We start from the raw sequence: 24022 nt of genomic DNA on the forward strand, positions 1-24022 counted from the left end.
GAGGAGAGAAACTGTATGAAGCGTAAGGGATTCCTGAAGGGCCTCGGCGTCGCCGCCAGCGTCCTCGCACTGACCGCGACCGCGGCCTGCGGTTCGGACGACAACGGCGGTTCGGATGACAATGCCGACGGCGGCGGAACCATCACGCTGGGCATCATCCCCTCCTGGACCGATGGCCTGAGCGTCGGGTACCTGTGGAAGAACGTGCTGGAGCAGGAGGGCTACGACGTCGAGATCGAGGAGGTCGCCGACGCCGGTCTGCTGTACCAGGGCCTCGCCGACGGTTCCATCGACGTCTACCCGTCCGCCTGGCCCGAGGTCACGCATGCGGCCTACATGGAGCAGCACGGCGATGCGCTCGAGGATCTGGGCGCGTACTACGAGGGCGCGGTGCTGACCATGGCCGTCCCGGAGTACACCGATATCGACTCGATCGCCGATCTCAAGGACAATGCCGACCAGTTCGGCGGCGAGATCGTCGGGATCGAGGCGGGCGCCGGTCTGACCGACGCCACGAAGAACAGCGTGATGCCGGCCTACGAGCTCGACGACGACTACACGCTGGTCGAGTCCTCGACCACCGCGATGCTGGCCGCGCTGTCGGACGCCATCGACAACGAAGAGGACATCGTCGTCACGCTGTGGCGTCCGTTCTGGGCCAACTCGGAGTTCCCGGTCAAGGACCTGGAGGACCCCGAGGGCGCCTTCGGTGACCCCGAGACGCTGAACGCGATCGCCAACGCGGACTTCTCCGATGAGTTCCCCGATGTCGCGGAGATGATGGGCAACTTCAAGCTCAGCGATGACGAGTACGGAGGCCTCGAGGACATCGTCGTGAACGAGTACGGCGAGGGCAATGAGGAAGAGGCCATCGAGGCCTGGCTCGAGGACAACCCGGACTTCATCGACAGCCTCAAGGGCTGAGTCCGACCCACGACCGACGCCCGGTCGTCACCCGTCTCGGCGGGTGACGGCCGGGCGTTCGTCATCGATGGGCACCACTCAGGAATCGCTGATCGCCGATGCGTGAGCAGCAGCGGTGACTTACGCACGTCTCACCCACGCGGGTGGTGACTTACGCACGTCTCACCGGTCGTGAGAGGTGCCTATCTCACCGCCCGTCGGGCCGTGACGGGCGTAAGTCACCGCTGGTTCGTGGGAGGCTGCCTGCGTCGTCGCCCGGAGTCGGGGTCGCGCCCCGATGCATCGAAGGAGCGGCGCTTCCCTAAGGTGGATGCGTGAATCTCGACGATGTGCGTGCTGCCCGCGACCTGCTTTCCGGCGTCACCGAGGTCACTCCGCTCGCGCATTCGCGTTGGCTCGCCGAGATCGCCGGCGCACCGATCCATCTCAAGTGCGAGAACCTGCAACGGGCGGGCTCGTTCAAGGTTCGCGGCGCGTACGTCCGCATCGCACGGTTGAGCGAGGCGGAACGAGCGCGCGGCGTGGTGGCGGCGAGCGCCGGGAACCACGCGCAGGGGGTGGCGTTGGCCGCGCGTCAGCTCGGGGCGGTAGCCACGATCTTCATGCCGGAGGGCGCCGCGCTGCCCAAGGTGCAGGCGACCCTCGGCTACGGCGCCGACGTGCGATTCGCCGGCCGCGATGTCACCGCCGCGCTGGAGGCTGCCGAGGCCTTCAGCGAGGAGACCGGTGCCATTTTCATCCACCCTTTCGACCATCGCGACATCCTCGCGGGGCAGGGCACGGTCGGTCTCGAGATCCTCGAGCAGCAGCCCGATGTGCGCACGATCCTGGTGCCGCTCGGCGGCGGAGGACTGGCCGCGGGTATCGCCCTGCTGCGATCTGAACGACCGGATATCCGCGTCGTGGGGGTCCAGGCCGGGGCAGCCGCCGCCTGGCCGGGCTCGCTGGCGAGCGGTGAGCCGGTCCTCACCGATCTCGGCCCGACGATGGCCGACGGTATCGCCGTCGCCCGGCCGGGTCAGGTGCCCTTCGACGTGATCGACGAGTATGTCGACGAGGTCGTCACCGTCGGCGAGGACACTCTCAGCACCGCTCTGATCGGACTTCTCGAACGCGCCAAGCTGTTGGTCGAGCCGGCAGGTGCGGCAGGTGTCGCGGCGCTGCTGGAGCATCCCGATGCCTTCGAGGGCCCGGTCACGACGGTCCTGTCCGGAGGCAATATCGACGCCCTGCTGCTGCTCGAGGTGATCCGTCACGGTCTGGCCTCGGCGGGGCGTTTCATGATGTTCCGGGTGCGGATCTCCGATCGTCCCGGCGAGCTCATGCGGTTGTTGACCGAGCTGGCCAAGAACGACGTGAATGTGCTCAATGTCAATCACGACCGGGCCTCCGAGGCCTTGGGCGTGCGTCAGGTCGAGGTCGCTCTGCAGGTCGCGACCCGCGGCCCCGAGCACCGCGAGAACCTGCGCTCCCGTCTCCTCGACCTCGGTTACGACCTCATCTGAGCGGGGAGCCTTCTGCGCGCGGTGGCGGTAGGCCATCAACCTCTCGTCGCTGGTGACGATAGGGCATCAACGCCATCAGCGCCCGATGAGGTTGATGTCGTACCGCCCGAACCGCGCTATGAGTCGTCCGAGCCGGCCCGCGACCTGTCCAGATAGGCCCGGCCGCGCGGGGAGAGATCGTACCCGCGAGTGAGGCTCCGGGTCAGTCCGTGCTCCTTGAGGGTCCGGAGGCGTCGTTTGAGCGATTCCTTCTCGATCGGCAGGTGACCGGCTAGTTCGGCGGCGGTGACGCCCGGCCGGTCCCCGATCCGTCCCAGGGTCGCCCGCGCCCAGGACGTCCGTGCGTCGAGACGATCCAGCAGCGCGTCGATGGCCTCGATGTCCTGGGGAGCGAGATCAGCGCAGTCGCCGAGCACCTCCCGCTGATCCGCCCCGGCCCAGGAGAGAGCGATGCGGAACACTGGGTCGGCGTCGGTGCCTCGGAAGGTGCTGATGAGCTCGGCGAGCGAGGAGTGCCCGGCCGCGAGTGCGTCCGCCTCGGTCAGGGCCGATGCCTCGATCCGGTCGATGCGATCGACCCGGATGATCCCCGCGACGGTCCTGAAGGTGGACCCAGCCGTCACACGCGGTACTCGCCAGCGGCGATAGGCGACCGCGACCGCGCCGTCGGCCACAGCATGGGCGATGCGCCCGGTGAGCATCATGGGGAGGACACTAGCGCTCTGAGACGATGAATGCCCCGGCCGTGGCCGGGGCATTCATCGCGAGCGGGTTCGCTCAGAAGGGCTTGGCGTCGACGATCTCGACCGACAGGCTCTTGCCGTTCGGCGCCTCGTAGGTCGCGGTGTCGCCGACCTTCTTGCCCGAGATCGCCGCGCCGAGCGGCGAGGTGGGCGAGTAGATGTCGAGGTCGACACTGGAGTCCATGCTGAGCAGCTCACGCGAACCGAGCAGGAAGGTCTCGGTATCGGTGTCGCCCTCGAAGCGGATGGTGATCTTCATGCCGGGCTCGACGAGGCCGTCGTCCGCGGGGGCCTCGCCGACCTCGGCGCGACGCAGCATGTCCTCGAGCTGGCGGATGCGGGCCTCGGTCTTGCCCTGCTCCTCACGAGCGGCGTGGTAGCCGCCGTTCTCCTTCAGATCGCCTTCGTCGCGGGCGGCTGCGATCTTGGCCGTGATATCGGTGCGCACCTCGTTCTTGAGATGATCCAGCTCAGCCGACAAGCGGTCGTAGGCCTCCTGAGTGACCCAGATGGTGTCAGACTCGGTGGGCGTCATGATGCCTCCTCCACGTACGGAACCCCGGGTCACCACCCGGGGTTGAATAACCGACTCTACCAGGGATCAGGCCGGTTCACATGTCCGGATGACAGCCGTGGTGGCACGATGCTCGGTGATGATCTCCGCGGTCACCCTCGTGTTGCGGGGGGAGGCGGGCACCTCGACGACGGTCTCGCCGACGATCGCCTTGCTCTCGGCTTGTGCGTAGACCTCGCACTCGAGGGCGACGTCCTCGCTGCGGTAGACATTGATCGTGATGGTGGTGAGGTCCTCGCCCTGCACCTCGTAGCCGAAGACCTCCGACTGATAGGGAGGGACGTCGTCCCAGGCGGTCCAGGCCGCCCAGGCGACACCGAGGCTGATGCCGACGACCGCGACGAGGGGCAGCACCCAGCGCGGCACCGCCCGCTTGCGGCCGTAGCGCTCGGTCAGGTCGGTCATGACTCCATTGTCACAAACGGCCCGCGAGACCGGGCCGCCGCCACCTGCGTGGAAGGATGGACCTCGTGGACGAACGACTTCGACTCATGCACGTGCACGCCCATCCCGACGACGAATCGAGCAAGGGCGCTGCGTCCACGGCCAAGTACGTGGCCGAGGGCGTCGATGTGCACGTCGCGACCTGCACGGGCGGTGAACGCGGGTCCATCCTCAACCCGGGATTCGAGCATCCGGGCATCGTCGAGAACCCCGAGCTCATCACGGAGATCCGTCGCGAGGAGATGGACCGCGCCCGCGAGATCCTCGGCGTGACTCAGGACTGGCTCGGCTTCGTCGACTCCGGCTGGCCCGATGGCGACCCCAAGCCTCCGCTTCCCGAAGGCTGCTTCGCCCTCGTGCCGATCGAGGAGGCGGCCGCGCCTCTCGTGCGCCTCATCCGCTCGTTCCGTCCGCACGTGATGACCACGTACGACGAGAACGGCGGCTACCCGCATCCCGATCACATCAAGTGCCACGAGATCAGCGTCTACGCCTTCGAGGCAGCGGCCGATCCCGAACGCTACCCCGAGCTGGGGGAGCCGTGGCAGGTCAAGAAGCTGTACTACCACTTCGGCTTCTCGCGGGCGCGCACCGAGGCGATCGACGCGGCCATGAAGAAGCACGGTCTGGAATCGCCCTATGCCGAGCGGCTGGCGCGCTCCTTCGACCCCGAGCGGGAGAAGCGGGTCACGACACGGGTGGAGTGCGCCGACTACTTCGACATCCGCGACGCCGCCCTCATCGCTCACGCGACGCAGATCGACCCCAACGGCTTCTGGTTCGCGGTGCCTCGCGAGATCGAGAAGGAGGCCTGGCCCACCGAGGACTACGAGCTCGTGAAGAGCTTCGTGGACTCGCCGCTTCCCGAGGACGATCTCTTCGCCGGCTTGCGCTGATCCCTCGGAGGTGACGGTAGACCATCAACCTCACCTCGCGGGTCGAGGTACGTGGTCAACCTGATCGTGTCTCGATGACGTTGACCACGTACCGCCGACGAGGGGCAAAGGTTGATGACCTACCGCTCCGGCGGCCAGACGAGGTCGAAACGCTCGAAGACGACCTGCAGCGCGTCGACCTCCTGCTCGGTGAGTGCGCGGTCGGCCGTCCGCCGGAAGAACGCCCGGTGCTCGCGCAGCCAGTAGTCGCGGGAACGGTCGCCCTCGCCCTCGTCCCAGGCGAAGGCGTCGTCGACGCTGTCGAGGCGACCCACCCGGATCTCGCGCGTGCGTAGTACGGCACGTTCGCGCCCCTCGCCATCGGTCATGATCCAGTGCTCGCCCACGGCGGGAATCTCGCCCTCGGCCAGTCCTGCCGTCGCTCGCTTGCGTCCGTCGAGTACCAGCGAGAGCAGCTCGTCGGCCATGGCGGGCGAATCCCCGAACTGGTCGGCCGGGGGCGTCTCATCGCCGAATTCGGGATGAGCGGCGATGTAGTCGGACCAGACGCTCACGGCGTGTCGTCGTCGCGGGGCGGGTCGGTGTCCTCGTCGGTCTTCTCGTTCTCCCACGGCTCGCGAGCGCGGCGGGCCATGCGCACGAACGACCAGAGGAGGAGGCCGACGACGATGAACAGCCCGATCGTGAAGATTCCCGCCGTCCAGCCGATCGCCTGGTTGCCCTCGGGATCGATCTCCTCGGCGAGCAGCACGGCCGCGGTCAATGCACTGACGTCCACCTGCTCAGCCTAGGCCGTGACCGTCGGTGGCGGGCGGACGGGGCTAGCACCCGGCAGGACGGGAGGAGAGCGTTCTCGCCTGCCGAGACGACGTGGGCGGGGGAGCGCTGGGGTCTTCCATGGAGACATGCCCAGACGACGCATCACCACACCCGCCCTCGACCTTCCCGCGTTGGTGGAGCTCGTCGAGTGTGTCGCCGATGAGGTCCGGGCCGGCGTCCACGAGGTGCACGCCGACCCTGACGAACGGTGGCATGTCCGTGTGCACGCCGACGAGCAGGTGGATGTCTGGCTCATCTCCTGGACCCGGGACCAAGGCACTCAGCTGCACGATCACGGCGAATCGTCGGGAGCTTTCACCGTCGTGGAGGGGAGCCTCGACGAGGCGGTCTGGGAGGCAGGGACGCGACGATTGACCGAGACGGCGAGATCGGTGGGAGACTCGGTCGTGTTCGGCGAACGCTATGTTCACGATGTCCGCAATCGTCGTGAGGAGACGGCCGTGAGTGTCCATGCGTATTCACCTCCGCTGCGACAGATGAGCTACTACGAGGTCCGCCGCCGGAGGTTGGTGACGCTGGCGCATTCGTGGACCGATGACCCGGAAGCGCCTCCTCCCGCGCACCTGCGGAGGGCGTCATGACGCATTTCGTCTCGGTGGGGGCGCTGTTGGACGAGGCGCGCTCGCGGATCGAGAGATTGAGCCCGGCGGAGGCGCGGGAACGGCAACGGAGCGGCGCGCAGCTGGTCGATATCCGGCCCGCGTGGCAGCGAGAAGCGGATGGAGAGATCCCCGGCGCCCTCATCGTGGAGCGCAATCATCTCGAATGGCGACTGCATCCGGGCTCGGGAGCGTCCCTGGCGATGGCCGATGAGGTCGACCGATGGATCGTCGTGTGCACCGAGGGGTACACGTCCTCGCTCGCCGCGGCCGCGCTGTGCTCGCTCGGCATCGTGGCTGCCGATATCGACGGCGGCCTGCGGGCATGGGAGGCGGCCGGTCTGCCGGTGTCGAGCACCGTGACGGCCGTGGAGGAGGTCGTGCCGGGCCTCGCGGCCGGCTGAGAGTGCGAGGTCGGCGATCGTGCCTAGGATGGCGCGATGGGAGAGATGGCGTCGAAGGCCGATCGTGCGGGACGCCGAGCTGAGGACAGTCGCGGTCTCGATCATGCGGTCCGCTTCGGGCTCGTGGTCTATGGCATCGTCCACCTGACCTTCGGGTGGCTGGCGGTCCAGCTGGCCTTCGGAGACAGCTCGGGGGAGGCCAGCGGCACCGGCGCGCTGCAGGAGCTGGCGAAGCAGCCGCTGGGAGAGGTGGTCCTGTGGCTGATCGCCGCCGGGATGGTCCTGATGGTGTTCTGGCGCCTCCTCGATGCGGTGATGGGGCACCGCCGCGATGGGGGATTCTCGCTGTGGCGCCGCCGGATCTCCGATATCGGCATGGCGGTCGTCTACGGCGTGCTCGCGTATTCGGCGGTCTCGACGGTGCTGGGCTCGTCGTCATCGAGTGAGGACAGCTCGGAGACGCTTACGGCGCGGGTCTTCGAGCTCCCGGGCGGCCAGTGGATCGTCGGAGCGATCGGGCTGGGGATCATCGCTGTCGCCATCGGCCTCGTCTGGCAGGGGTTGAGCGAGTCCTATATGGACCACCTCGATGCCGACGGGCAGCAGGGCCACGACGCGCGCGCCTACCGCATCCTCGGCAAGGTCGGCTACCTCGCCAAGGGAGCGACCATCGCGATCGTCGGCGTGCTCTTCCTCGTCTCGGCGATCCAGCACGAGCCGTCTGAGTCCGGCAGCACCGACCAGGCGCTGCGTCAATTACTGGAGCAGCCCTTCGGCCCCTACCTGCTGATGGCGATGGCCGCCGGGATCGCCTCCTACGGCCTGTTCTGCTTCGCCCAGGCCAAGCACCTCTCGCGCTAGGGCTCAGCTCAGCCCGTCGAGTTCATACTCGGCGATGACGGGGCAGTGGTCGCTGAGGCGGGCATCGTAGGAGTCCTCGCGGGCCGACCAGGCGGCCGAGGCCTGGCGGGCCAGGTTCGGGGACGCCAGGTGGTAGTCGATCCGCCACCCCGAGTCGTTGGTGAACGCCTGGCCCCGCCACGACCACCACGAGTAGGGACCGTCCTGGTCCGGATGGAGGTTGCGGACGACGTCGATCATGCGGCGCGGTGAGATGACGCCGTCGAGCCACTCGCGCTCCTCGGGCAGGAACCCCTCGGACTTCTGGTTGGTGCGCCAGTTCTTCAGGTCCTGCTTGGTGTGGGCGATGTTGAAGTCGCCCATGATGAGGAACTCGCGCCCGTCCTGCGCCGCCTCGCGACGTGACGCGGTGATCTGCCGTGCCAGGCCACGCAGGAAGCGCATCTTGCGGTCGTACTTGTCCTTGGAGTTCTCCTCGTACGGCCAGGCCGCGCCCTTGGGCAGATAGAGCGAGGCGACCCGCAGCGGCGCGTCGGCGAGGTCGACCTCCACGTAGCGGCCCTCGTCGCGGAAGGCCGCGAGGTCGCGGTTGACGATGCGGGTGACCGGCACCTGCTCGGGGCTGCCGTCGGGGGACACCGTGTGGGCGACATCGTCCAGTGCGCGGACGCGCGCGGGAGCCTGACGGGTGAGGACGGCGACGCCGTTGCGTCCCGCCTTCTGGCCGGCGTCCCACGTCGCGTGATAGGCGCCGAAGGCACCGGCGGGAAGGTCCTCGACCTGGCACCGCACCTCCTGCAGGGCGATCACATCGGCCCCCGCATCAGCCCAGAAATCGGTGAATCCGCGCCGGAGCGCGGCGCGGATGCCGTTGACGTTGTGAGTACCGATGCGCATGGTGCACCACGATATCGACCGGCACCGACAGGCCGGAGGGCCCGGACCGGTTCGACACCGGACCGGGCCCCCGGGCCCTGATCGTCAGACGGTGATGCCGTGCCTGCGGTGGCGCGCGATCGCGGTGCCCGCGGCGATGGCCGTTGCTGCCACGAGCAACAGGAGCAGCGTGATCGTGGCGCCGGTCATGGGCAGTGAGCCACCCTTGTCGCTCGGAGCCGGGCTCGCGCCGCCGTCGTCCTGTCCGTCGTCGCCACCGGGTCCGGCACCGCCTCCCGCCCCGTCGGTGACGACCACCGGCACCGAGAGCGAGGTGTCGGTCTGCGAACCGGTGACGGCGACCGCAATCTCGCCCGGTTCGGCGGGCGCGGTGACGGTGTAGTCGACCGAGCCGTCGATGACGTCCTTCTGCCCCAGGTCGGCTTCGCCCGCCGTGGCCTCGGTGGTCCAGTCGGCCTTCAGGTTCTGGACGCTGACCGTGAACTCCTCGCCGGGGGCGACCTCGTCGGCCGAGCTGGTGATCGAGGCATCGGCGCTGAGCGCCGCCAGATCACGATTCAGCTGCAGCGCACCGATGGAGGTGAAGAAGACATCGGTCTGATCGGTCAAGCCGACGACATTCGCCCCACCGGGGCCGTAGGCGGCGATCCGCACCTGCGAACCGGTGTGCTGCTGCGATCCGCCCGCGGGAGCGGTGCCGTAGGAGACGATCATCGACTGTCCCTCGTCGGTCTGCAGGCGGGCGCTGAGACCCGGGGGAGTGCTGCCGACGATCTGGCTGGTGTGCGCGTGGTCGGCGGTCACGATGACGAGCGTGTCGCCATCGGCCTTCGCGAAGTCCAGTGCTGCCTGGACGGCCTCGTCGAGATCGACCGTCTCGCCGATCTGTCCGCAGGCATCGGCGGCGTGATCCTGCTTGTCGATGCTCGCGCCCTCGACCTGCAGGAAGAAGCCGTCATTGTTGTCGAGGAGGTCGACGGCCTTCGAGGTCAGTGACCTCAGGGAGAGGCCCGTGTTCAGCCTCTCGGGGTTCTCGCGGCACTGCTGCGCAGCCTGGTCGCCGCCGCCGATCGTGGCCTGTGGGCCCTGCCAGCGCACCGGGAAGTTCCCGTCGGTGAAGAGTCCGAGCAGTGGCCGGCTTTGATCGGCCGCGGTGACCGCGTCGAGTCCGTCGAGATCGTTCACGAGCTGGTAGCCGCGCTGCTCGGCCTGCGTGAACAGCGTCTCGCCCTCCCATGGTCCGGCCTTGGCGGACTGGGAGAAGCTCGCCGCGCCACCGCCGAGCGTGACATCGGGCCGCAGGTTGAGCAGCTGCTCGCTGATGGAGCCGAGGCCACCGGACTCCAGCGCCTCGTCGGCGCACTTCGCGGACGTCTCCTCCGGGCCGTAGCAGCCGCGCTGGGAGATGTGCGACACCTGGGCGCCCGGGGTGGCGTCCTGGATCTCGGCGGTGGAGACATTGCCGGTCTTGCGGCCGTTCGCCTTGGCGATCTCCAAGAGGGTCGACTGGGCCGCGTTGTCGACATCGACACCGAGCCGTCCGTTCACGGTCTTGGTGCCGGTCGACCAGGCGGTCGCGGTCGAGGCGGACTCCGACGCGTAGTTGGGGCTACCGTCCTCGTCGACCGCCCACGTCGTGTAGGAGCCGGTCAACGGCAGCGCATCGATGCCGGCGAAGGTCCCGCCCGCGCCCTCGGCGTAGTTGCGGGCCACCGTGATCTCCGAGTCGCCCATACCGTCGCCGATGATGAGGATGACGTTCTTGGCGGGCCCGTCGACGATCGAGTCCCTGATCGCCTGCGTCTGATCGCCGCTGAGCCGGGCGGCACCGCCGTTGTGCGTGTGATCCTCGGCCGCGGACGCCGGGGCGACCAGTCCAGAGCCCACGCCGATCGTCAAGGCGCCGACGGCGAGGCCGGCCGACCAGCGCGCTGCGGGAGCGCGTCGTGTTGACATGTGTAGTCCTTCGCTAGAGATCTTGAGAGTCTTCCGGCTCAGCGAATCCCGCGCACGTGACCAAGGTGCGACCCGCAGGTGTCGCACCGGCGACTCGAGCCTGGACAGGTGGCGAATGTGATGGGTTGAACGCACGCCATCTCACCGGTCGCGCGGGAGGATGGAGACATGAATCGACTCGCGTCCGCAACGAGCCCGTACCTCCAGCAGCACGCCGACAATCCCGTCGACTGGTGGGAGTGGGGACCGGAGGCGCTGGAGGTCGCGAGGACGCTCGACCGGCCGATCCTGCTGAGCGTCGGGTACGCGGCTTGCCACTGGTGCCACGTCATGGCCCACGAGTCCTTCGAGGACCCTGCCACCGTTGCGTTCATGAACGAGCACTTCGTCAACATCAAGGTCGACCGCGAGGAGCGGCCCGATGTCGACGCCATCTACATGCGCGCCACACAGGCGATGACGGGCCAGGGCGGCTGGCCGATGACCTGCGTCATGACACCCGACGGTGTGCCCTTCTTCGCCGGCACCTACTTCCCGCCCGAGCCGCGCGGCGGGCATCCAGCCTTCACCCAGGTGCTGCAGGCGCTCGCCGATGCCTGGCGGGAGCGTCGCGACGAGATCGACCAGGCCGGCGAGCAGGTGCGCGAGTACCTCGCCGACACCGGCATCGCCCCGGGCGGCAACCTCACACCGGAACATCTGAACGCCGCGGCCACGACCCTCGGAAAGGACTTCGACGAGGAGGCGGCGGGCTTCGGTGCGGCACCCAAGTTCCCGCCGTCGATGGTGCTGGAGTTCCTGCTCCGTCATGCCGAGCGGACCGGCGACGACACCGCCCTGACCATGGTCGACCGCACCTGTGAGGCGATGGCCCGAGGCGGCATGTACGACCAACTCGGCGGCGGCTTCGCCCGCTACAGCGTCGACCGCTACTGGCGGGTGCCGCACTTCGAGAAGATGCTCTACGACAACGCCCTCCTCCTGCGGCTCTACACCCACTGGTGGCGGCAGACCGGCTCGGAGCTCGGGGAGCGCATCGCGCGGGAGAGCGCGCGTTTCCTGCTCGACGAACTCCGGACCGCCGAAGGGGGTTTCGCCTCCGCTCTCGATGCCGACAGCGACGGACACGAGGGCACCTACTATGTCTGGAACCCCAACCAGCTCATGCGCACCCTCGGCGCCGTCGATGGTGCCTGGGCGTTGGGGCTCCTCGGCGTGACGGCGGCGGGCACCTTCGAACGCGGCTTCTCCACCCTGCAACTGCCAGCGGACCCGGACGATCCCGAGCGCTGGGGCAGGGCTCGACGCGCACTGCTGGACGTCCGGGCCGAGCGCACGCGCCCCGCCCGCGATGACAAGGTCGTCGCCTCCTGGAACGCCCTGACCATCACCGCACTCGCCGAGGCCGGTGTGCTGTTCGGGGAGCCCGGCTTCACCGATGCCGCGGTCCGAGCCGCCACCCTGCTCTGGGACGTCCACATCGCCGACGGCCGGCTCGTGCGGACGTCACGCGACGGCGTGGCCTCGCGCAACGCGGGCGTGCTGGACGACTATGCGCTGGTGGCCGAGGCCTTCGTCTCCGTCCTCGGCGTCACCGGCGATGCCGTCTGGCTGGAACGCGCGGTCGTGCTCGGTGACCGCATCCTGGAGCACTTCGCCGACCCGGAGGGCGGCTGGTTCGACACCGCGGACGACGCCGAGCAGCTGCTCGTGCGCCCCAAGGACATCTCCGACAATGTCACGCCCTCCGGGACCTCCGCTGTTGCCCACGCGATGCTCGCGCTGGCGGCCGTGACGGGCGAGGACCGCTACCGCGACGCCGCCGAGCTGTCCGTCGATGCCGCCGGTCCGCTCGCGCGCCAGGTCCCGCGCTACGCGGGATGGACGCTCGCAGCGGCGGAGGCACTGCTCGCGGGACCGGCGGAGATCGCGGTCGTCGGCGAAGACGACGCGCTGCATCGGGCCGCGCTCGGACTCCCCAGCCCGGGCGCGGTGGTGGTGCGCGGCGAGGAGGGCCTGTCGGTGCCGCTCTTCGAGGCCAAGACGAGGGTCGACGGGGCGACCGCCGTCTACATCTGCCGCGACCACGTCTGTCAGCGCCCCGTCACCAGTCTCCAGGAGCTCTAGCCCGAACAACGCCTCACTTTTGCCGGGTTGTGGCCCCGACACGCCGAAGGCGAAGGGCCACAACCCGGCAAAAGCCGGCCCGGAGGGCGAAACAGGGCTAGCCGTAGACGAGGAGGCTGACGCCGACGTAGTGGACGATGAAGGCGGCGATCGTCAGGGTGTGGAAGACCTCGTGGAATCCGAACCAGCGCGGGAAAGGGTCGGGCCACTTGAAGCCGTAGACCAGCGCGCCGAGGGTGTAGAGACCGCCGCCGACGATCATCAGCACTAACACGGCGGTCGGCGCGGCATCGACGAACTCGGGCCAGTAGAGGACGGCCGCCCAGCCCAGCACCAGATACAGCGGCACATAGATCCAGCGCGGCGCGCTCAGCCAGAAGACCTTGAACACGACACCCAGCAGCGCCCCGCCCCAGACCAGCGAGAGCATGATCGCCGCGTGCGAGCCCGAGAGCAGCAGCAGCGAGAACGGCGTGTACGAGCCCGCGATCATGATGAAGATATTCGAATGGTCGATGCGCTTGAGCGCCCGCTGGACGCTCTCGTGCCAGCGGCCGGTGTGGTAGACCGCCGACACCACGAACAGGGCGAGCGAGCTCACCATGAAGACGGCGGCACCCGCCCGCGCCAGCGGATCGTCGGCGATGACCAGCATGACGACGAAGGAGAAGAAGGCCAGCGGCGCGGTCGCCAGATGCAGCCAGCCCCGCAGCTTGGGCTTGATCACGTCGACACGTGCCTGCAGGCGCTCGGAGACATCGTCCAGCAGCGTGTCGGGGGATCGTCGGGTCACGCTTTGAGGATAGTCCGCGGCGGGGCAACCCGTCAGCGATGTGTGCGCTCTCACGTGATCGGCCGTGTGAGGAGCGTAGGCTGACCCGCATGGGGATGAGTGACCTGCTGTACGGCGTGTACGAGCGTCGGCTGATGAACGGGCTCGACCCCGCGCGACTCCCGCACCACGTCGGCGCGATCGTCGACGGCAATCGCCGGTGGGCGCGAGGCGCGGGCGCCGGCGTCGATCACGGCTACCAGGCGGGCGCGGAGAAGATCACCGAGTTCCTGGGGTGGTGCGACGAGCTCGGCGTCAAGATCGTGACCCTCTGGGTGCTGAGCACCGACAACCTGCGCCGCTCGCCCGAGGAGCTGTCCGCGCTCCTCGCGGTGATCGAGCAGATGGTCGATTCCCTCGCGGCGTCGCGACGCTGGCACGTGCGGCTCATCGGCAATCTGGACATGCTGCCGCAGGAGTCCGCGGCCCGGCTGAAGGCGTCCGCCGACGCCACTTCCGGCATCACCGGACTGCACGTCAACGTCTGCGTCGGCTACGGAGGCCGCCAGGAGCTCACCGATGCGATGCGCTCACTGCTGCTCGATCAGGCCGCCAAGGGACGCACGCTCGACGACATCGCCATGACCCTCGACGTCGACGACATCGCCGAGCACCTCTACACCAAGGGCCAGCCCGATCCCGACCTCGTGATCCGCACCTCCGGTGAACAGCGACTCAGCGGCTTCCTGCTGTGGCAGAGCGTGCACTCGGAGTTCTACTTCTCCGACGCCCTCTGGCCGGCGTTCCGGCGGGTCGACTTCCTGCGCGCCATGCGGTCCTACGCCTCGCGCGAACGTCGCTTCGGCACCTGACCTCGGCCCCCGTCCGGTCATCTGCCCGTCATCGCGAATTGACCTGAGCGTCACCCGCGTCCTGGCGTGTCGGCGCCGAGCCGGCGTTCCTCGGGCGTAGTTTCGAGATGTGCCGAAGCTCGCCCCTGAGACGAAGGTGCCCTTGGTCAGATCGATGATGTGAGGGCCGGGTGCAGGGTGCGTGCGTGGCTCTCGAGGAGACAGCCGTGGCTACACAGAGCATTGCCTCATGCCGGACGTATGTGCTGGACACCAGCGTTCTGCTGGCCGATCCGGCCGCCATGCAGCGGTTCCACGAACACGAGGTAGTCATCCCCGTCGTCGTGATCAGCGAGCTCGAAGGCAAGAGACATCATCCCGAGCTCGGTTACTTCGCCCGGAGCGCCCTGCGTTTCCTGGACGATCTGCGCGTCGAGCACGGCACCCTCGCCTCGCCTCTCCCGATCGGCGAGGAGGGCGGCACGCTGCGGGTCGAGCTGAACCACACGGATGCCGCATCGCTCCCGGCTGGGTTCCGGCTGGGCGACAACGACACCCGCATCCTCGCCGTCGCCCGCAATCTCGCGAACGAGGGGCGCGACGTCACGCTCGTCTCCAAGGATCTTCCGATGCGCGTCAAAGCATCGGCGGTCGGTCTGCGCGCCGAGGAGTACCGCGCGGAGTGGGCACTCGAGTCCGGCTGGACCGGCATGCAGGAGCTCGAGATCGACGCCCTCGACCTCGACGACCTCTACGAGCACGGCACGGTCGATCTCGAGGCCGCGCGTGACCTCCCGTGCCACACCGGACTCGTGCTGTTGTCGGAGAAGGGCAGCGGACTCGGGCGCGTCACCGCCGACAAGCAGGTGCAGCTGGTGCGCGGCGACCGCGAGGCCTTCGGCCTGCACGGCCGGTCGGCCGAGCAGCGCGTGGCGCTGGACCTGCTGCTCGACCCGAGTGTCGGCATCGTCTCCCTCGGCGGTCGCGCCGGCACGGGCAAGTCGGCGCTGGCGATCTGCGCCGGTCTCGAGGCCGTCCTCGAACGCGGCCAGCACAAGAAGGTCGTGGTGTTCCGACCCCTCTACGCCGTCGGCGGCCAGGAGCTCGGCTACCTGCCCGGCAGCGAGTCCGAGAAGATGGGCCCCTGGGCGCAGGCGGTCTTCGACACCCTCGGTGCGGTCACCTCACCGCCGGTCATCGAGGAGATCCTCGACCGCGACATGCTCGAAGTCCTGCCGCTTACCCACATCCGCGGGCGCTCGCTGCACGATGCCTTCGTCATCGTCGACGAGGCGCAGTCGCTGGAGCGCAATGTGCTGTTGACGGTGCTCTCGCGTATCGGCGCCAACTCGAAGGTCGTGCTCACCCACGATGTCGCCCAGCGCGACAACCTGCGCGTCGGCCGGCACGACGGCGTGGTGGCCGTGGTCGAGAAGCTCAAGGGCCATCCCCTGTTCAGTCACGTCACGCTCACGCGTTCCGAGCGCTCGCCGGTCGCGGCGCTGGTGACCGAGATGCTGGAGGATGTCACCCTCTGAGTCCCGGTGTGCTCCTCGCCTCCCCCGAGCGGTGACTTACGCACCTCTCGCGCCGTTGGGCGGTGACTTACGCACTCCTCTACTCGCGCTGAGACGGGGGTGTGCCACCGCCGATTCCAGCGAGAGGTGCGTAAGTCACCGCCCACGGGGGTCAGGCGCAGGGGTCGACCGGCGCGGCGCGATCGGCGTCGCGCATCAGGTAGACGGGCCGGCCGCACAGTTCCCCGACCTCCGCGTACCGCTCGTCGAGGAGGTCGGTCGGACCGGTGAGGCCGTAGTTCGGCCAGCGGTCCGGCTGGGTGGTGAGCACGAGCCAGGTGGGCGGGTTCTCACCACGGATCAGTCCGCCGAGGGTCGACAGATCGGTGTCGCGCACGATCGCGGGCAGCATCCACAGATAGGGGTACGGCGTGTCCAAGCCGCTCGCGTAGGCGATATTCGCGCCATAGGGGAACACGACGATCGAGTCGCCCGGATCGGAGACGGCTGCGATCGCCTCACCCGAACGCTCGCGGGTCAGCTGCGTGGGCCTGTCGGGCAGCTCGATCTGCGTCACCACCCCGGCCACCAGGACGAGGATCAGCCCCGCGGCGATCGCGAGGCGTCCACGGATCCGGTACGTCGCGGCGGCCACGCCGGTCAGCACCGCCACCGGCCCGCACAGCTGGACCAGGTAGTGCAGCCAGGCGCTGCCGCCGGCCGCGACGGAGAACAGGCCGAAGGCCACGACGGCGACCATGCCCCAGACCGCCGCCGTGCCCCGGCGCCACAGCAGTGGCAGCGCGATGACGGTGAGCGGCACGGCCCCGCCGAGCACCAGCGCGAGGCGGAGCGCGGAGCGGCGCTCGATGACCGCCGCGGCCCCCTCGTCGATGGCGCGCGAAGCCTCGATCCGGAAGGGATACAGGGCCTCGTACAGCTCGATGGGCGATGTGCCGCGGCTCCACGACCACAGCAGGATGACGGCCAGGGCCGCCGCGGCGCCTCCGACGAAGCCGACCACCAGGAGACGGGCCCTGGGCCAGTCGATCTCGCGTCGCAGGAGCGCCACGAGTCCCGCCACCGCGGCGAACACCGCCACATCGACGAAGTTCTGCTTGATCATCATCGCGGTGAGTCCCGCGACACCGGCCAGGGAGGCGCGGATGAGGACCTGCCGGGCCGAGATCTCGGGGGCGAGCGCCGCGACGGCCGCCGAGAGCCCGGCGAGGACGAACGGCGCGGCCAGCAGCTCGCCGTCCACGCGCCCGTTCGCCACCACCGGCGTCGCCACCATGAGGGCCGCTGCCCAGGCGGCAGGCACGGCCGCGGAACCTCCGGCGATCCGGACGGCGACGCGTGCCGCGAGCAGCACCGTCAGAGCCGCCGCCAGCACGCCGATCAGGCGCAGGGCGTACAGGCCGCCGGCCTGCTCGGCGAATCGGAAGATGGCGATGAGGACAGGAGGACGGTCGACCCACTGGGCGCCGTATAGCTGGGCGCCCGCTGAGCTCCACCCCCGGCCGACGATCAGGAAACCCGCCTCATCGGGGGTGAGCGGGTGGCTCAACCGGGGCAGACGGGTGGCGGCAGCGACGACGATCGCGAGTGCCACGAGCAGCAGGCGCGGGCGGGTCACGCTGTCACGGTAGCGGGAGCGTCCACCTGCCGCCGCTCTGTCGGGTCGCTCGGCTAGCGTTGGATCGCTATGGACCGCCGCCCTGCCTGGATCCTCGGGATCGCCACCACCCTCGTCTACTCGGTGCTCGCGGTCCTGCGCTTTCGGCGATTCACGGTGACCTCGTGGGACAACGCCATCTTCGAGCAGGCCCTCGCGGCCTATGCTCGATTCGAGGCGCCCATCGTCACGGTCAAGGGGCCGGGCTACCACATCCTCGGCGACCACTTCTCGCCCATCTACGCGGTCCTCGCGCCCGTGTACCGCCTCTTCCCCCACGCGCAGACCCTGCTGGTAGCGCAGGCGGTCCTCTTGGGCATCTCGGTCGCGGTGATCGCGTCCCTCGCCGTGCGCCACCTCGGTTCGCTCATCGGCACGCTCATCGGTGTCCTCTACGCCGTCTCCTTCGGCCTCCAGTCGGCGGTGGCGGCGGACTTCCACGAGGTGGCCTTCGCCGTTCCGCTGCTGGCGCTCGCCGGCGCCGCCTTCGTGGAGGCGCGCTACGACCGGGTGATCTGGTGGTCGCTGCCGTTGCTGCTGGTCAAGGAGGATCTGGGGTTCACCGTGGCGGCGATCGGTCTCGCGCTGTGGCTGGCGGGGGAGCGGCGCAAGGGTCTCGGCCTCGGCATCGGGGGTGTGGCCGCGGTCGCGATCGTGGTCGGTCTCGTGATCCCGTCCTTCAACACCGGCGATGCCTACGACTATGTCGGCACGCTGGGCGGAGACGCCGGTATCTGGTCCACGCTGACTGCCGAGCCCGGGCGCAAGCTGCTCACGGTGGCGCTGACCTTCGCGATCACGGGGGCGGCCGCGCTGTTGTCACCCTGGGCGGTCGTGGTGGCGCCGACCCTCCTGTGGCGGTTCGTCGGCGACAACCCCTTCTACTGGGGCACCGAATGGCACTATTCGCTGACGCTCATGCCGGTGGTCTTCGTCGCGATGATCGACGTGCTGGCCCGGCGTCCGCGGCTGGTGTGGCCGGCCGTGCTGCTCAGCGCGGCAGCCACCGTCTACACCCTCGTCGGATCGCCGCTGACGACCCTCGCCGATCCCGACACCTGGCGGGAGTCGCCGCGGGCGGAGGCGGCCGAGGGCGCGATCAGCCAGCTACCGCGGGGCGCGGCGGTCGAATCCGATCTCGGGTTGCTCACGCACCTGGCGACGGACTACGAGCTGTACTGGCGCGGGACCATCGGCGACGCGGTGCCCGACTACATCGTCTTCGACAGCGCGATCTCGTCCGACGACATCGTCCAGTACGGCCGCAAGGCTCACGGCACCGACTTCACCGTCGTCTACGACGAGGGCGGCTACACCGTCGCCCGCCGCGGAACCTGACCGAGGGCGGTGAGTAGACGTCCGTCGACGACAACGGGCGGTGGGTCAGCGTCCATCCTCGGCGAAGAACGGACGCCGACCCACCGCCCGTTGTGGGGCGAGATGTCAGCTCACGGGTGGGTCATGCTCATGACGTCGAGGGCGCTGTCCAGGTCGGCCTCGGAGATGTCCCCGCGCTCGACGTAACCGTCCTCGATGACGACCTCGCGGATCGTCTTGCGCTCCTTGACCGCCTTCTTGGCGATCGCGGCCGCGTTCTCGTAGCCGATGTGCCGGTTGAGGGGCGTCACGACCGACGGGCTCGACTCGGCGTACTCGCGGCAGCGGTCGGCATTCGCGGTGATGCCGTCGATGCAGCGATCGGCGAGGGTGACCGACGAGGTGGCGAGCAGACGCATCGACTCCAGCAGGTTGCGGCCGATGACCGGCAGCATCACGTTGAGCTCGAACGTGCCGGACGCGCCGGCCACGGTGATCGTGGCGTCGTTGCCGATGACCTGCGCGGCGACCATGAGCGTCGCTTCCGGGAGCACGGGGTTGACCTTGCCCGGCATGATGCTGGACCCGGGCTGCAGATCGGGCAGGTTGATCTCGGCGAGACCGGTACGCGGACCCGAGCCCATCCAGCGCAGGTCATTGCAGATCTTGGTGAGGCTGACGGCGATGGTCTTGAGGGCGCCGCTCATCTCGACCAGGCCGTCGCGAGCGCCCTGCGCCTCGAAGTGGTCCGCGGCCTCGGTGATCGGCAGTCCGGTGGACTCGGCGAGGATCTCGATGACGCGCTGCGGGAAGCCCTGCGGGGTGTTGATGCCGGTGCCGACGGCGGTGCCGCCGAGGGGGACCTCGGCGGTGGCGGGGAGCGCCGACTCCACGCGGCGGATGCCCTTGCGGATCTGCGCGGCGTAGCCGGCGAACTCCTGGCCGAGGGTGACCGGGGTGGCGTCCATCAGGTGCGTGCGACCGGACTTGACGACCTCCGCGAACTCGCCGGCCTTGCGCTCCAGCGTGGTGGCGAGGTGGTCGAGACCGGGGATCAGCTGCTTGACGGCGGCCTCGGTCGCGGCGACGTGGATCGAGGTCGGGAAGACGTCGTTGCTGGACTGCGAGGCGTTGACCTTGTCGTTCGGGTGGACCTCGCGGCCGAGGTTCTTGCTCGCGATCGTCGCGATGACCTCGTTGGTGTTCATATTGCTCGAGGTGCCCGAACCGGTCTGGAAGACGTCGATCGGGAACTGATCGTCGTGCTGACCGGCGGCGACCTCGGAGGCCGCGGCCGAGATCGCGTCGGCCTCGTCCTGCTCGATGATGCCGAGCTCGGCATTCGCCTGCGCACAGGCGGACTTGATCTGCGCCAAGGCGCGGATCTGCGCCGACTCGATCGGCGTGCCGGAGATCGGGAAGTTCTCGACGGCACGCTGGGTCTGCGCCCGCCACAGGGCGTCAGCCGGGACCCGGACCTCGCCCATGGTGTCGTGCTCGATGCGCCATTCGGTGGTGTTGTCGGTCATGTTCGCACCCTATCGTCCGCAGTCATCAGGCCTGGCCCGTGCCGGTACGTCATCAACCGTACCGGCGTCGGAGCGGTAAGCCGTCAACCTCATCACTGCTTCATCAGGTTGATGGCCTACCGCCCGGACGAGGATTCGGTTGATGGTCTACCGCTCCCAGGGCGGGTCAGATGATGGCGTCGGTGAGGTGGTTGGGGGTGCCGAAGCGGTGGGCGGTGATGCTGATCGCCTGCTCGTGCAGGAACGGCAGCAGCTCGATGCGCCCGGCCTCGGTGACCTCGTGGTCGTAGACCGCGACATCGGGACGGCCGCCGATCACCGGGTAGACCGAGGCGGCCGACCCTCCCACGAGGCGTACCCGCTGGGCCGGACCGGAGGCGAGGGCACGGAGCCAGGCCTCGTCGGCCAGCACCTCGACGTCCAGGCCGGTGCCCTCGAACAGTGCCGCGTAGCGGCGGTCGGGCAGCGACACGGTCACCGGGGCGTCCACCGAGATCGCCGCAGCGGCGACCCGCACGAGGTCCGCGACGTCACCACCGGTGGCGAAACGGATCACGGCCGGGCAGGGCAGGTAGCGGAAGACGTTGCGCTCCGCGGTCAGGCCGCTCACGTCCTTGCGGATGCCGAACTCCGTCCGCAGCATCGCGGCGTCGCTGTGCGTCGCGCGGGTCAGACGCTCGCGGGCGGCGTCGTCGAGTCCGGTGACCTTGGCGGCCTCCTGCACGAAGCGGACCACGTCATCGGCGGGGCTGTCCTGTGCGGTGGCCTCGGACGACGTCCAGTCCCCGAGGGCGACCAGGTAGTTCGGTCCGCCCGCCTTGGCGCCCGGGCCGACCGCCGACTTCTTCCAGCCGCCGAAGGGCTGGCGCCGCACGATCGCTCCGGTGATGCCGCGGTTGACGTAGACATTGCCCGCCTGGACCTCGCGCAGCCAGAGCTCGATGTCATCGGCGTCCAGCGAGTGGAGGCCGGCGGTGAGTCCGTACTCGACGCGGTTCTGCAGCTCGATCGCCTCCTCGAGGGTGTCGGCGGTCATGATGCCGAGGATCGGGCCGAAGTACTCGGTGAGGTGGTACTCCGAGCCCGGGGCGACACCGTCGCGGACGCCCGGGCTCCACAGCCGGCCGGTCTCGTCGAGCTGCTGGGGACGCACCAGCCAGGTCTCGGTCGAGCCGAGCTTGGTCAGGCCGCGCAGCAGTTTGCCCTCGGCGGGCTCGACGACAGGGCCCATCTGGGCGGTCGGGTCGGACGGCCAGGCGACCTTGAGCGAACGCACGGCGTCCAGCAGCTGGCGGCGGAAGCGCGGCGACTTCGCGACCGAGCCGACGAGGATCACCAGCGACGCGGCCGAGCACTTCTGGCCCGCGTGGCCGAAGGCCGAGTAGACGACGTCCTTGACGGCGAGGTCGAGGTCGGCGCTCTCCGCGACGATGATCGAGTTCTTACCGCTCGTCTCACCGAAGAGCGGCAGATCCGGGCGGAAGCTCCGGAAGAGCTCGGCGGTCTCGAAGGCACCGGTCAGGATCAACCGGTCGACCCGCGGGTCGCTGATGAGCTGGCGGCCGAGCTGGTCCTCGCCGACGTTGACGAGGCGCAGTACGTCGCGCGGGACACCGGCCTCCCACAGCGCCTGCACCATGATCGCGCCGCAACGGCGGGCTTGCGGGGCGGGCTTGATGATGACCGACGAGCCGGCCGCGAGGGCGGCGAGAGTCGACCCTGCCGGGATGGCGACGGGGAAGTTCCACGGTGGCACGACCAGCGTCAGGCCGACCGGATGGAACTCCGCGCCGTCGACCTCGTCGAGCTGACGGGCGAGCTCGGCATAGTGCAGGGCGAAGTCGATGGCCTCGGAGACCTCAGGATCGGACTGGTCGAGGGTCTTGCCGCACTCGGAGGCCATGACCTCCAGCAGCCCGGCACGGTTCTTCTCGAGGCTGTGCGCGGCGCGCACAAGGATGTCCGCACGTTCGGCCCCGCTCAGCGCGCCCCATGAGGCCGACGCGTCGACGGCGCCGGTGATCTGGTCGTCGAGATCGCGCGGGTGGGCGATCGTGTGCTCGGCCACGACGTCCTCGCCCAACACGGAGTCGTCGATGCGGTCGAAGATCCCGCGCGCCCACTCCAGGTTGGCCGGCAGCGACGGGTCGGTGTCGGGCGTGTTGGCGAACTCCGCGGGGAACGGCTCGGGGTCGGCACGCCGGTCCTGCGCGCGGTTCGGTAGGGGCGCCTCGGTGAACATCATGCCCAGCGAGGTGCGGAAGCGCTGCTCCTCGCGGCGGAAGAGATCCTCATTCGCCGAGAGCTCGAAGACCGCCGACATGAAGTTCTCCGAGCTGGCGCCTTCCTCGAGACGACGAATGAGGTACGCGATCGCGACGTCGAACTCGCGAGGATGCACGACGGGGGTGTACAGCAGGAGCTCGCCCACGTCGCGGCGCACGGCGGCGGCCTGACCGGGCGCCATGCCGAGCAGCATCTCGAAGTCGACGCCACTGCGGACGCCCCGCTCGCCGGCCAGCAGCCAGGTCCAGGCGAGATCGAAGAGATTGTGTCCGGCGACGCCCACCCGCACGTTGGCGATGTGGTCCGGGTTCAGCGCGTAGTCGATGACGCTCTTGTAGCTCGCATCCGACTCGGCCTTGCTCGACCAGGTCGCCAGCGGCCAGCCGTGCAGCGAGGCCTCCACCTGCTCCATCGGCAGGTTCGCGCCCTTGACGACGCGCACCTTGACCGATGCGCCGCCACGAGCGACGCGCTTGGCCGCCCAGTCCTGCACGCGCTGCATCGCGCCGAGCGCGTCCGGGAGATAGGCCTGGAGGACGATGCCGCCCTGCAGCTTCTCGAACTGCGGCATGTCCAGGATGCGGGTGAAGACCTCGATGGTCAGATCGAGATCGTGGTACTCCTCCATGTCGAGGTTGATGAACTTCGGTGTGGGGGCGGCCGCGGCGCGCTCGTAGAGCGGCACGAGGCTCTCGACGATGTGGTCCGCGGCGTCGTCGAAGGCCCACCGATTGTGCGGGGCGACGGTCGAGGAGACCTTGATCGACACGTAGTCGACGTCCTCGCGAGCCAGCAGCGTGTGGGTGCCCTCGAGTCGCTTGGCGGCCTCCTCCTCGCCGAGGACGGCCTCGCCGAGCAGGTTCATGTTGAGGCGCGTGCCAGGCTTGCGGATCTTGGCGATCGCCTGTCCGAGCTGCTCGTCGCGCGCGTCGATGACGAGGTGACCGACCATCTGGCGCAGTACACGGCGCACGATCGGGATGACCAGCCTGGGAGCCACGCGGCCGGCGACGGCCCCGACCTTGACGGCGACCTTGAGGTACCACTGCAGGAAGCCGGGAACGTCGCGAGCGAGCTCCGCGAACTTCTGCGCCGCGATGCGCTCGTCCTCGGGGCGGATGACGCCGTCGATGAAGCCCACGGTGAAGTCGAGTCCCTTGGGGTCCTTCAGCAGGCCGGCGAGCTGGGCGGCGGAGCGGTCGACCGGCTCTTTCTCGGCGGCCTGGAGCCAGGCGCGCACGAGGGCGACGGCGTCGTCGGCGAGCGAGTCGGGAAGCGGGAGGGGAGCGGTCATGACACCAG

The 24022-nt window shown here is 69.1% G+C and carries 21 protein-coding genes; 10 read left to right on the plus strand and 11 right to left on the minus strand.

Annotated elements, in window-relative coordinates:
- Nucleotides 1–15 precede the first annotated feature (15 nt).
- Nucleotides 16–924, plus strand: a complete 909-nt coding sequence (locus tag FNM00_RS14085; RefSeq protein WP_143914185.1) for a glycine betaine ABC transporter substrate-binding protein — start codon at nucleotides 16–18, stop codon at nucleotides 922–924.
- 314 nt (nucleotides 925–1238) lie between these two features.
- Nucleotides 1239–2429 carry a threonine ammonia-lyase gene (gene ilvA, locus FNM00_RS14090; RefSeq protein ID WP_143914186.1) on the plus strand — a complete coding sequence of 397 codons (1191 nt, stop codon included), beginning with the start codon at nucleotides 1239–1241 and terminating at the stop codon, nucleotides 2427–2429.
- Nucleotides 2430–2545: 116 nt separating this feature from the next.
- Here ilvA and FNM00_RS14095 read toward each other — a convergent pair whose 3' ends face one another.
- The 3 genes from FNM00_RS14095 to FNM00_RS14105 all read right to left on the minus strand — a co-directional run bounded on the left by FNM00_RS14095 (nucleotide 2546) and on the right by FNM00_RS14105 (nucleotide 4151).
- On the minus strand, nucleotides 2546–3133 hold the full coding sequence (locus tag FNM00_RS14095) for a hypothetical protein (RefSeq protein WP_143914187.1): 588 nt from the start codon (nucleotides 3131–3133) through the stop codon (nucleotides 2546–2548).
- A 73-nt stretch (nucleotides 3134–3206) separates the two neighbouring features.
- Entirely contained in the window at nucleotides 3207–3707 is a 501-nt protein-coding gene (greA, locus tag FNM00_RS14100) for a transcription elongation factor GreA (RefSeq protein WP_143914188.1), read from the minus strand.
- 66 nt (nucleotides 3708–3773) lie between these two features.
- Nucleotides 3774–4151, minus strand: a complete 378-nt coding sequence (locus FNM00_RS14105; RefSeq protein ID WP_143914189.1) for a DUF4307 domain-containing protein — start codon at nucleotides 4149–4151, stop codon at nucleotides 3774–3776.
- Nucleotides 4152–4207: 56 nt separating this feature from the next.
- Between FNM00_RS14105 and mca the strand changes: the two genes are divergently transcribed.
- On the plus strand, nucleotides 4208–5086 hold the full coding sequence (gene mca, locus FNM00_RS14110; protein WP_143914190.1) for a mycothiol conjugate amidase Mca: 879 nt from the start codon (nucleotides 4208–4210) through the stop codon (nucleotides 5084–5086).
- Between the two features lie 119 nt (nucleotides 5087–5205).
- On the opposite strand, the gene FNM00_RS14115 is transcribed toward mca, so the two are convergent.
- Together FNM00_RS14115 and FNM00_RS14120 are read right to left on the minus strand one after the other, a co-directional pair.
- Nucleotides 5206–5640, minus strand: a complete 435-nt coding sequence (locus FNM00_RS14115) for an ASCH domain-containing protein (RefSeq protein ID WP_221933743.1) — start codon at nucleotides 5638–5640, stop codon at nucleotides 5206–5208.
- Nucleotides 5637–5864, minus strand: a complete 228-nt coding sequence (locus FNM00_RS14120; RefSeq protein ID WP_143914191.1) for a hypothetical protein — start codon at nucleotides 5862–5864, stop codon at nucleotides 5637–5639. The genes FNM00_RS14115 and FNM00_RS14120 overlap by 4 nt, the downstream gene beginning before the upstream one ends.
- Before the next feature lie 127 nt (nucleotides 5865–5991).
- Here FNM00_RS14120 and FNM00_RS14125 point away from each other — a divergent pair, with 127 nt between their 5' ends.
- From FNM00_RS14125 to FNM00_RS14135, 3 genes are read left to right on the plus strand one after another with little or no spacing between them, the layout of a single operon-like run.
- Entirely contained in the window at nucleotides 5992–6507 is a 516-nt protein-coding gene (locus tag FNM00_RS14125) for a cysteine dioxygenase (RefSeq protein WP_143914192.1), read from the plus strand.
- On the plus strand, nucleotides 6504–6929 hold the full coding sequence (locus tag FNM00_RS14130) for a rhodanese-like domain-containing protein (protein WP_143914193.1): 426 nt from the start codon (nucleotides 6504–6506) through the stop codon (nucleotides 6927–6929). Before FNM00_RS14125 ends, FNM00_RS14130 begins: the two co-directional genes overlap by 4 nt.
- A 36-nt stretch (nucleotides 6930–6965) precedes the next feature.
- On the plus strand, nucleotides 6966–7790 hold the full coding sequence (locus tag FNM00_RS14135; protein WP_143914194.1) for a DUF1206 domain-containing protein: 825 nt from the start codon (nucleotides 6966–6968) through the stop codon (nucleotides 7788–7790).
- 3 nt (nucleotides 7791–7793) lie between these two features.
- On the opposite strand, the gene FNM00_RS14140 is transcribed toward FNM00_RS14135, so the two are convergent.
- Both FNM00_RS14140 and phoA read right to left on the minus strand, forming a co-directional pair.
- Nucleotides 7794–8687 carry an exodeoxyribonuclease III gene (locus tag FNM00_RS14140; RefSeq protein WP_143914195.1) on the minus strand — a complete coding sequence of 298 codons (894 nt, stop codon included), beginning with the start codon at nucleotides 8685–8687 and terminating at the stop codon, nucleotides 7794–7796.
- A gap of 84 nt (nucleotides 8688–8771) precedes the next feature.
- The gene (gene phoA, locus FNM00_RS14145) at nucleotides 8772–10643 is read right to left on the minus strand and encodes an alkaline phosphatase (RefSeq protein ID WP_143914196.1); all 1872 of its coding nucleotides are present in this window, start codon (nucleotides 10641–10643) and stop codon (nucleotides 8772–8774) included.
- Between the two features lie 168 nt (nucleotides 10644–10811).
- Between phoA and FNM00_RS14150 the strand changes: the two genes are divergently transcribed.
- Nucleotides 10812–12770: a thioredoxin domain-containing protein gene (locus FNM00_RS14150; RefSeq protein ID WP_143914197.1), complete on the plus strand. Its 1959-nt coding sequence runs from the start codon at nucleotides 10812–10814 to the stop codon at nucleotides 12768–12770.
- A 97-nt stretch (nucleotides 12771–12867) separates the two neighbouring features.
- Here the strand turns inward: FNM00_RS14150 and trhA are convergent, their stop codons facing one another.
- The gene (gene trhA, locus FNM00_RS14155) at nucleotides 12868–13563 is read right to left on the minus strand and encodes a PAQR family membrane homeostasis protein TrhA (RefSeq protein WP_143914198.1); all 696 of its coding nucleotides are present in this window, start codon (nucleotides 13561–13563) and stop codon (nucleotides 12868–12870) included.
- A 38-nt stretch (nucleotides 13564–13601) separates the two neighbouring features.
- Between trhA and FNM00_RS14160 the strand changes: the two genes are divergently transcribed.
- Nucleotides 13602–14414 carry an isoprenyl transferase gene (locus FNM00_RS14160; protein ID WP_281281125.1) on the plus strand — a complete coding sequence of 271 codons (813 nt, stop codon included), beginning with the start codon at nucleotides 13602–13604 and terminating at the stop codon, nucleotides 14412–14414.
- Between the two features lie 206 nt (nucleotides 14415–14620).
- The gene (gene phoH2 / locus FNM00_RS14165; RefSeq protein WP_281281126.1) at nucleotides 14621–15931 is read left to right on the plus strand and encodes an RNA 5'-3' helicase PhoH2; all 1311 of its coding nucleotides are present in this window, start codon (nucleotides 14621–14623) and stop codon (nucleotides 15929–15931) included.
- Nucleotides 15932–16082: 151 nt separating this feature from the next.
- On the opposite strand, the gene FNM00_RS14170 is transcribed toward phoH2, so the two are convergent.
- On the minus strand, nucleotides 16083–17549 hold the full coding sequence (locus FNM00_RS14170) for a hypothetical protein (protein ID WP_143914201.1): 1467 nt from the start codon (nucleotides 17547–17549) through the stop codon (nucleotides 16083–16085).
- Between the two features lie 69 nt (nucleotides 17550–17618).
- On the opposite strand from FNM00_RS14170, the gene FNM00_RS14175 reads away from it, so the two are divergent.
- Nucleotides 17619–18926 (plus strand): DUF2079 domain-containing protein, encoded by a 1308-nt coding sequence (locus FNM00_RS14175; RefSeq protein WP_143914202.1) that lies wholly within the window; start codon nucleotides 17619–17621, stop codon nucleotides 18924–18926.
- 110 nt (nucleotides 18927–19036) lie between these two features.
- Here the strand turns inward: FNM00_RS14175 and FNM00_RS14180 are convergent, their stop codons facing one another.
- Complete coding sequence (locus FNM00_RS14180) at nucleotides 19037–20434, minus strand: class II fumarate hydratase (RefSeq protein ID WP_143914203.1); 1398 nt, start codon at nucleotides 20432–20434, stop codon at nucleotides 19037–19039.
- A gap of 166 nt (nucleotides 20435–20600) precedes the next feature.
- Nucleotides 20601–24014, minus strand: a complete 3414-nt coding sequence (locus tag FNM00_RS14185; protein WP_143914204.1) for a bifunctional proline dehydrogenase/L-glutamate gamma-semialdehyde dehydrogenase — start codon at nucleotides 24012–24014, stop codon at nucleotides 20601–20603.
- Nucleotides 24015–24022 lie beyond the last annotated feature (8 nt).

This window comes from Aeromicrobium piscarium, assembly GCF_007421815.1.
GTDB classification, from domain to species: Bacteria; Actinomycetota; Actinomycetes; order Propionibacteriales; family Nocardioidaceae; genus Aeromicrobium; species Aeromicrobium piscarium.

Coding starts and splice junctions, on each gene's coding strand:
- FNM00_RS14085 (WP_143914185.1), top strand. CDS start 16: ATGAAGCGTAAGGGATTCCTGAAGGGCCTCGGCGTCGCCGCCAGCGTC.
- FNM00_RS14095 (WP_143914187.1), bottom strand. CDS start 3,133: ATGATGCTCACCGGGCGCATCGCCCATGCTGTGGCCGACGGCGCGGTC.
- greA (WP_143914188.1), bottom strand. CDS start 3,707: ATGACGCCCACCGAGTCTGACACCATCTGGGTCACTCAGGAGGCCTAC.
- FNM00_RS14105 (WP_143914189.1), bottom strand. CDS start 4,151: ATGACCGACCTGACCGAGCGCTACGGCCGCAAGCGGGCGGTGCCGCGC.
- mca (WP_143914190.1), top strand. CDS start 4,208: ATGGACCTCGTGGACGAACGACTTCGACTCATGCACGTGCACGCCCAT.
- FNM00_RS14125 (WP_143914192.1), top strand. CDS start 5,992: ATGCCCAGACGACGCATCACCACACCCGCCCTCGACCTTCCCGCGTTG.
- FNM00_RS14130 (WP_143914193.1), top strand. CDS start 6,504: ATGACGCATTTCGTCTCGGTGGGGGCGCTGTTGGACGAGGCGCGCTCG.
- FNM00_RS14135 (WP_143914194.1), top strand. CDS start 6,966: ATGGGAGAGATGGCGTCGAAGGCCGATCGTGCGGGACGCCGAGCTGAG.
- FNM00_RS14140 (WP_143914195.1), bottom strand. CDS start 8,687: ATGCGCATCGGTACTCACAACGTCAACGGCATCCGCGCCGCGCTCCGG.
- phoA (WP_143914196.1), bottom strand. CDS start 10,643: ATGTCAACACGACGCGCTCCCGCAGCGCGCTGGTCGGCCGGCCTCGCC.
- FNM00_RS14150 (WP_143914197.1), top strand. CDS start 10,812: ATGAATCGACTCGCGTCCGCAACGAGCCCGTACCTCCAGCAGCACGCC.
- FNM00_RS14160 (WP_281281125.1), top strand. CDS start 13,602: ATGTGTGCGCTCTCACGTGATCGGCCGTGTGAGGAGCGTAGGCTGACC.
- FNM00_RS14175 (WP_143914202.1), top strand. CDS start 17,619: ATGGACCGCCGCCCTGCCTGGATCCTCGGGATCGCCACCACCCTCGTC.
- FNM00_RS14180 (WP_143914203.1), bottom strand. CDS start 20,434: ATGACCGACAACACCACCGAATGGCGCATCGAGCACGACACCATGGGC.
- FNM00_RS14185 (WP_143914204.1), bottom strand. CDS start 24,014: ATGACCGCTCCCCTCCCGCTTCCCGACTCGCTCGCCGACGACGCCGTC.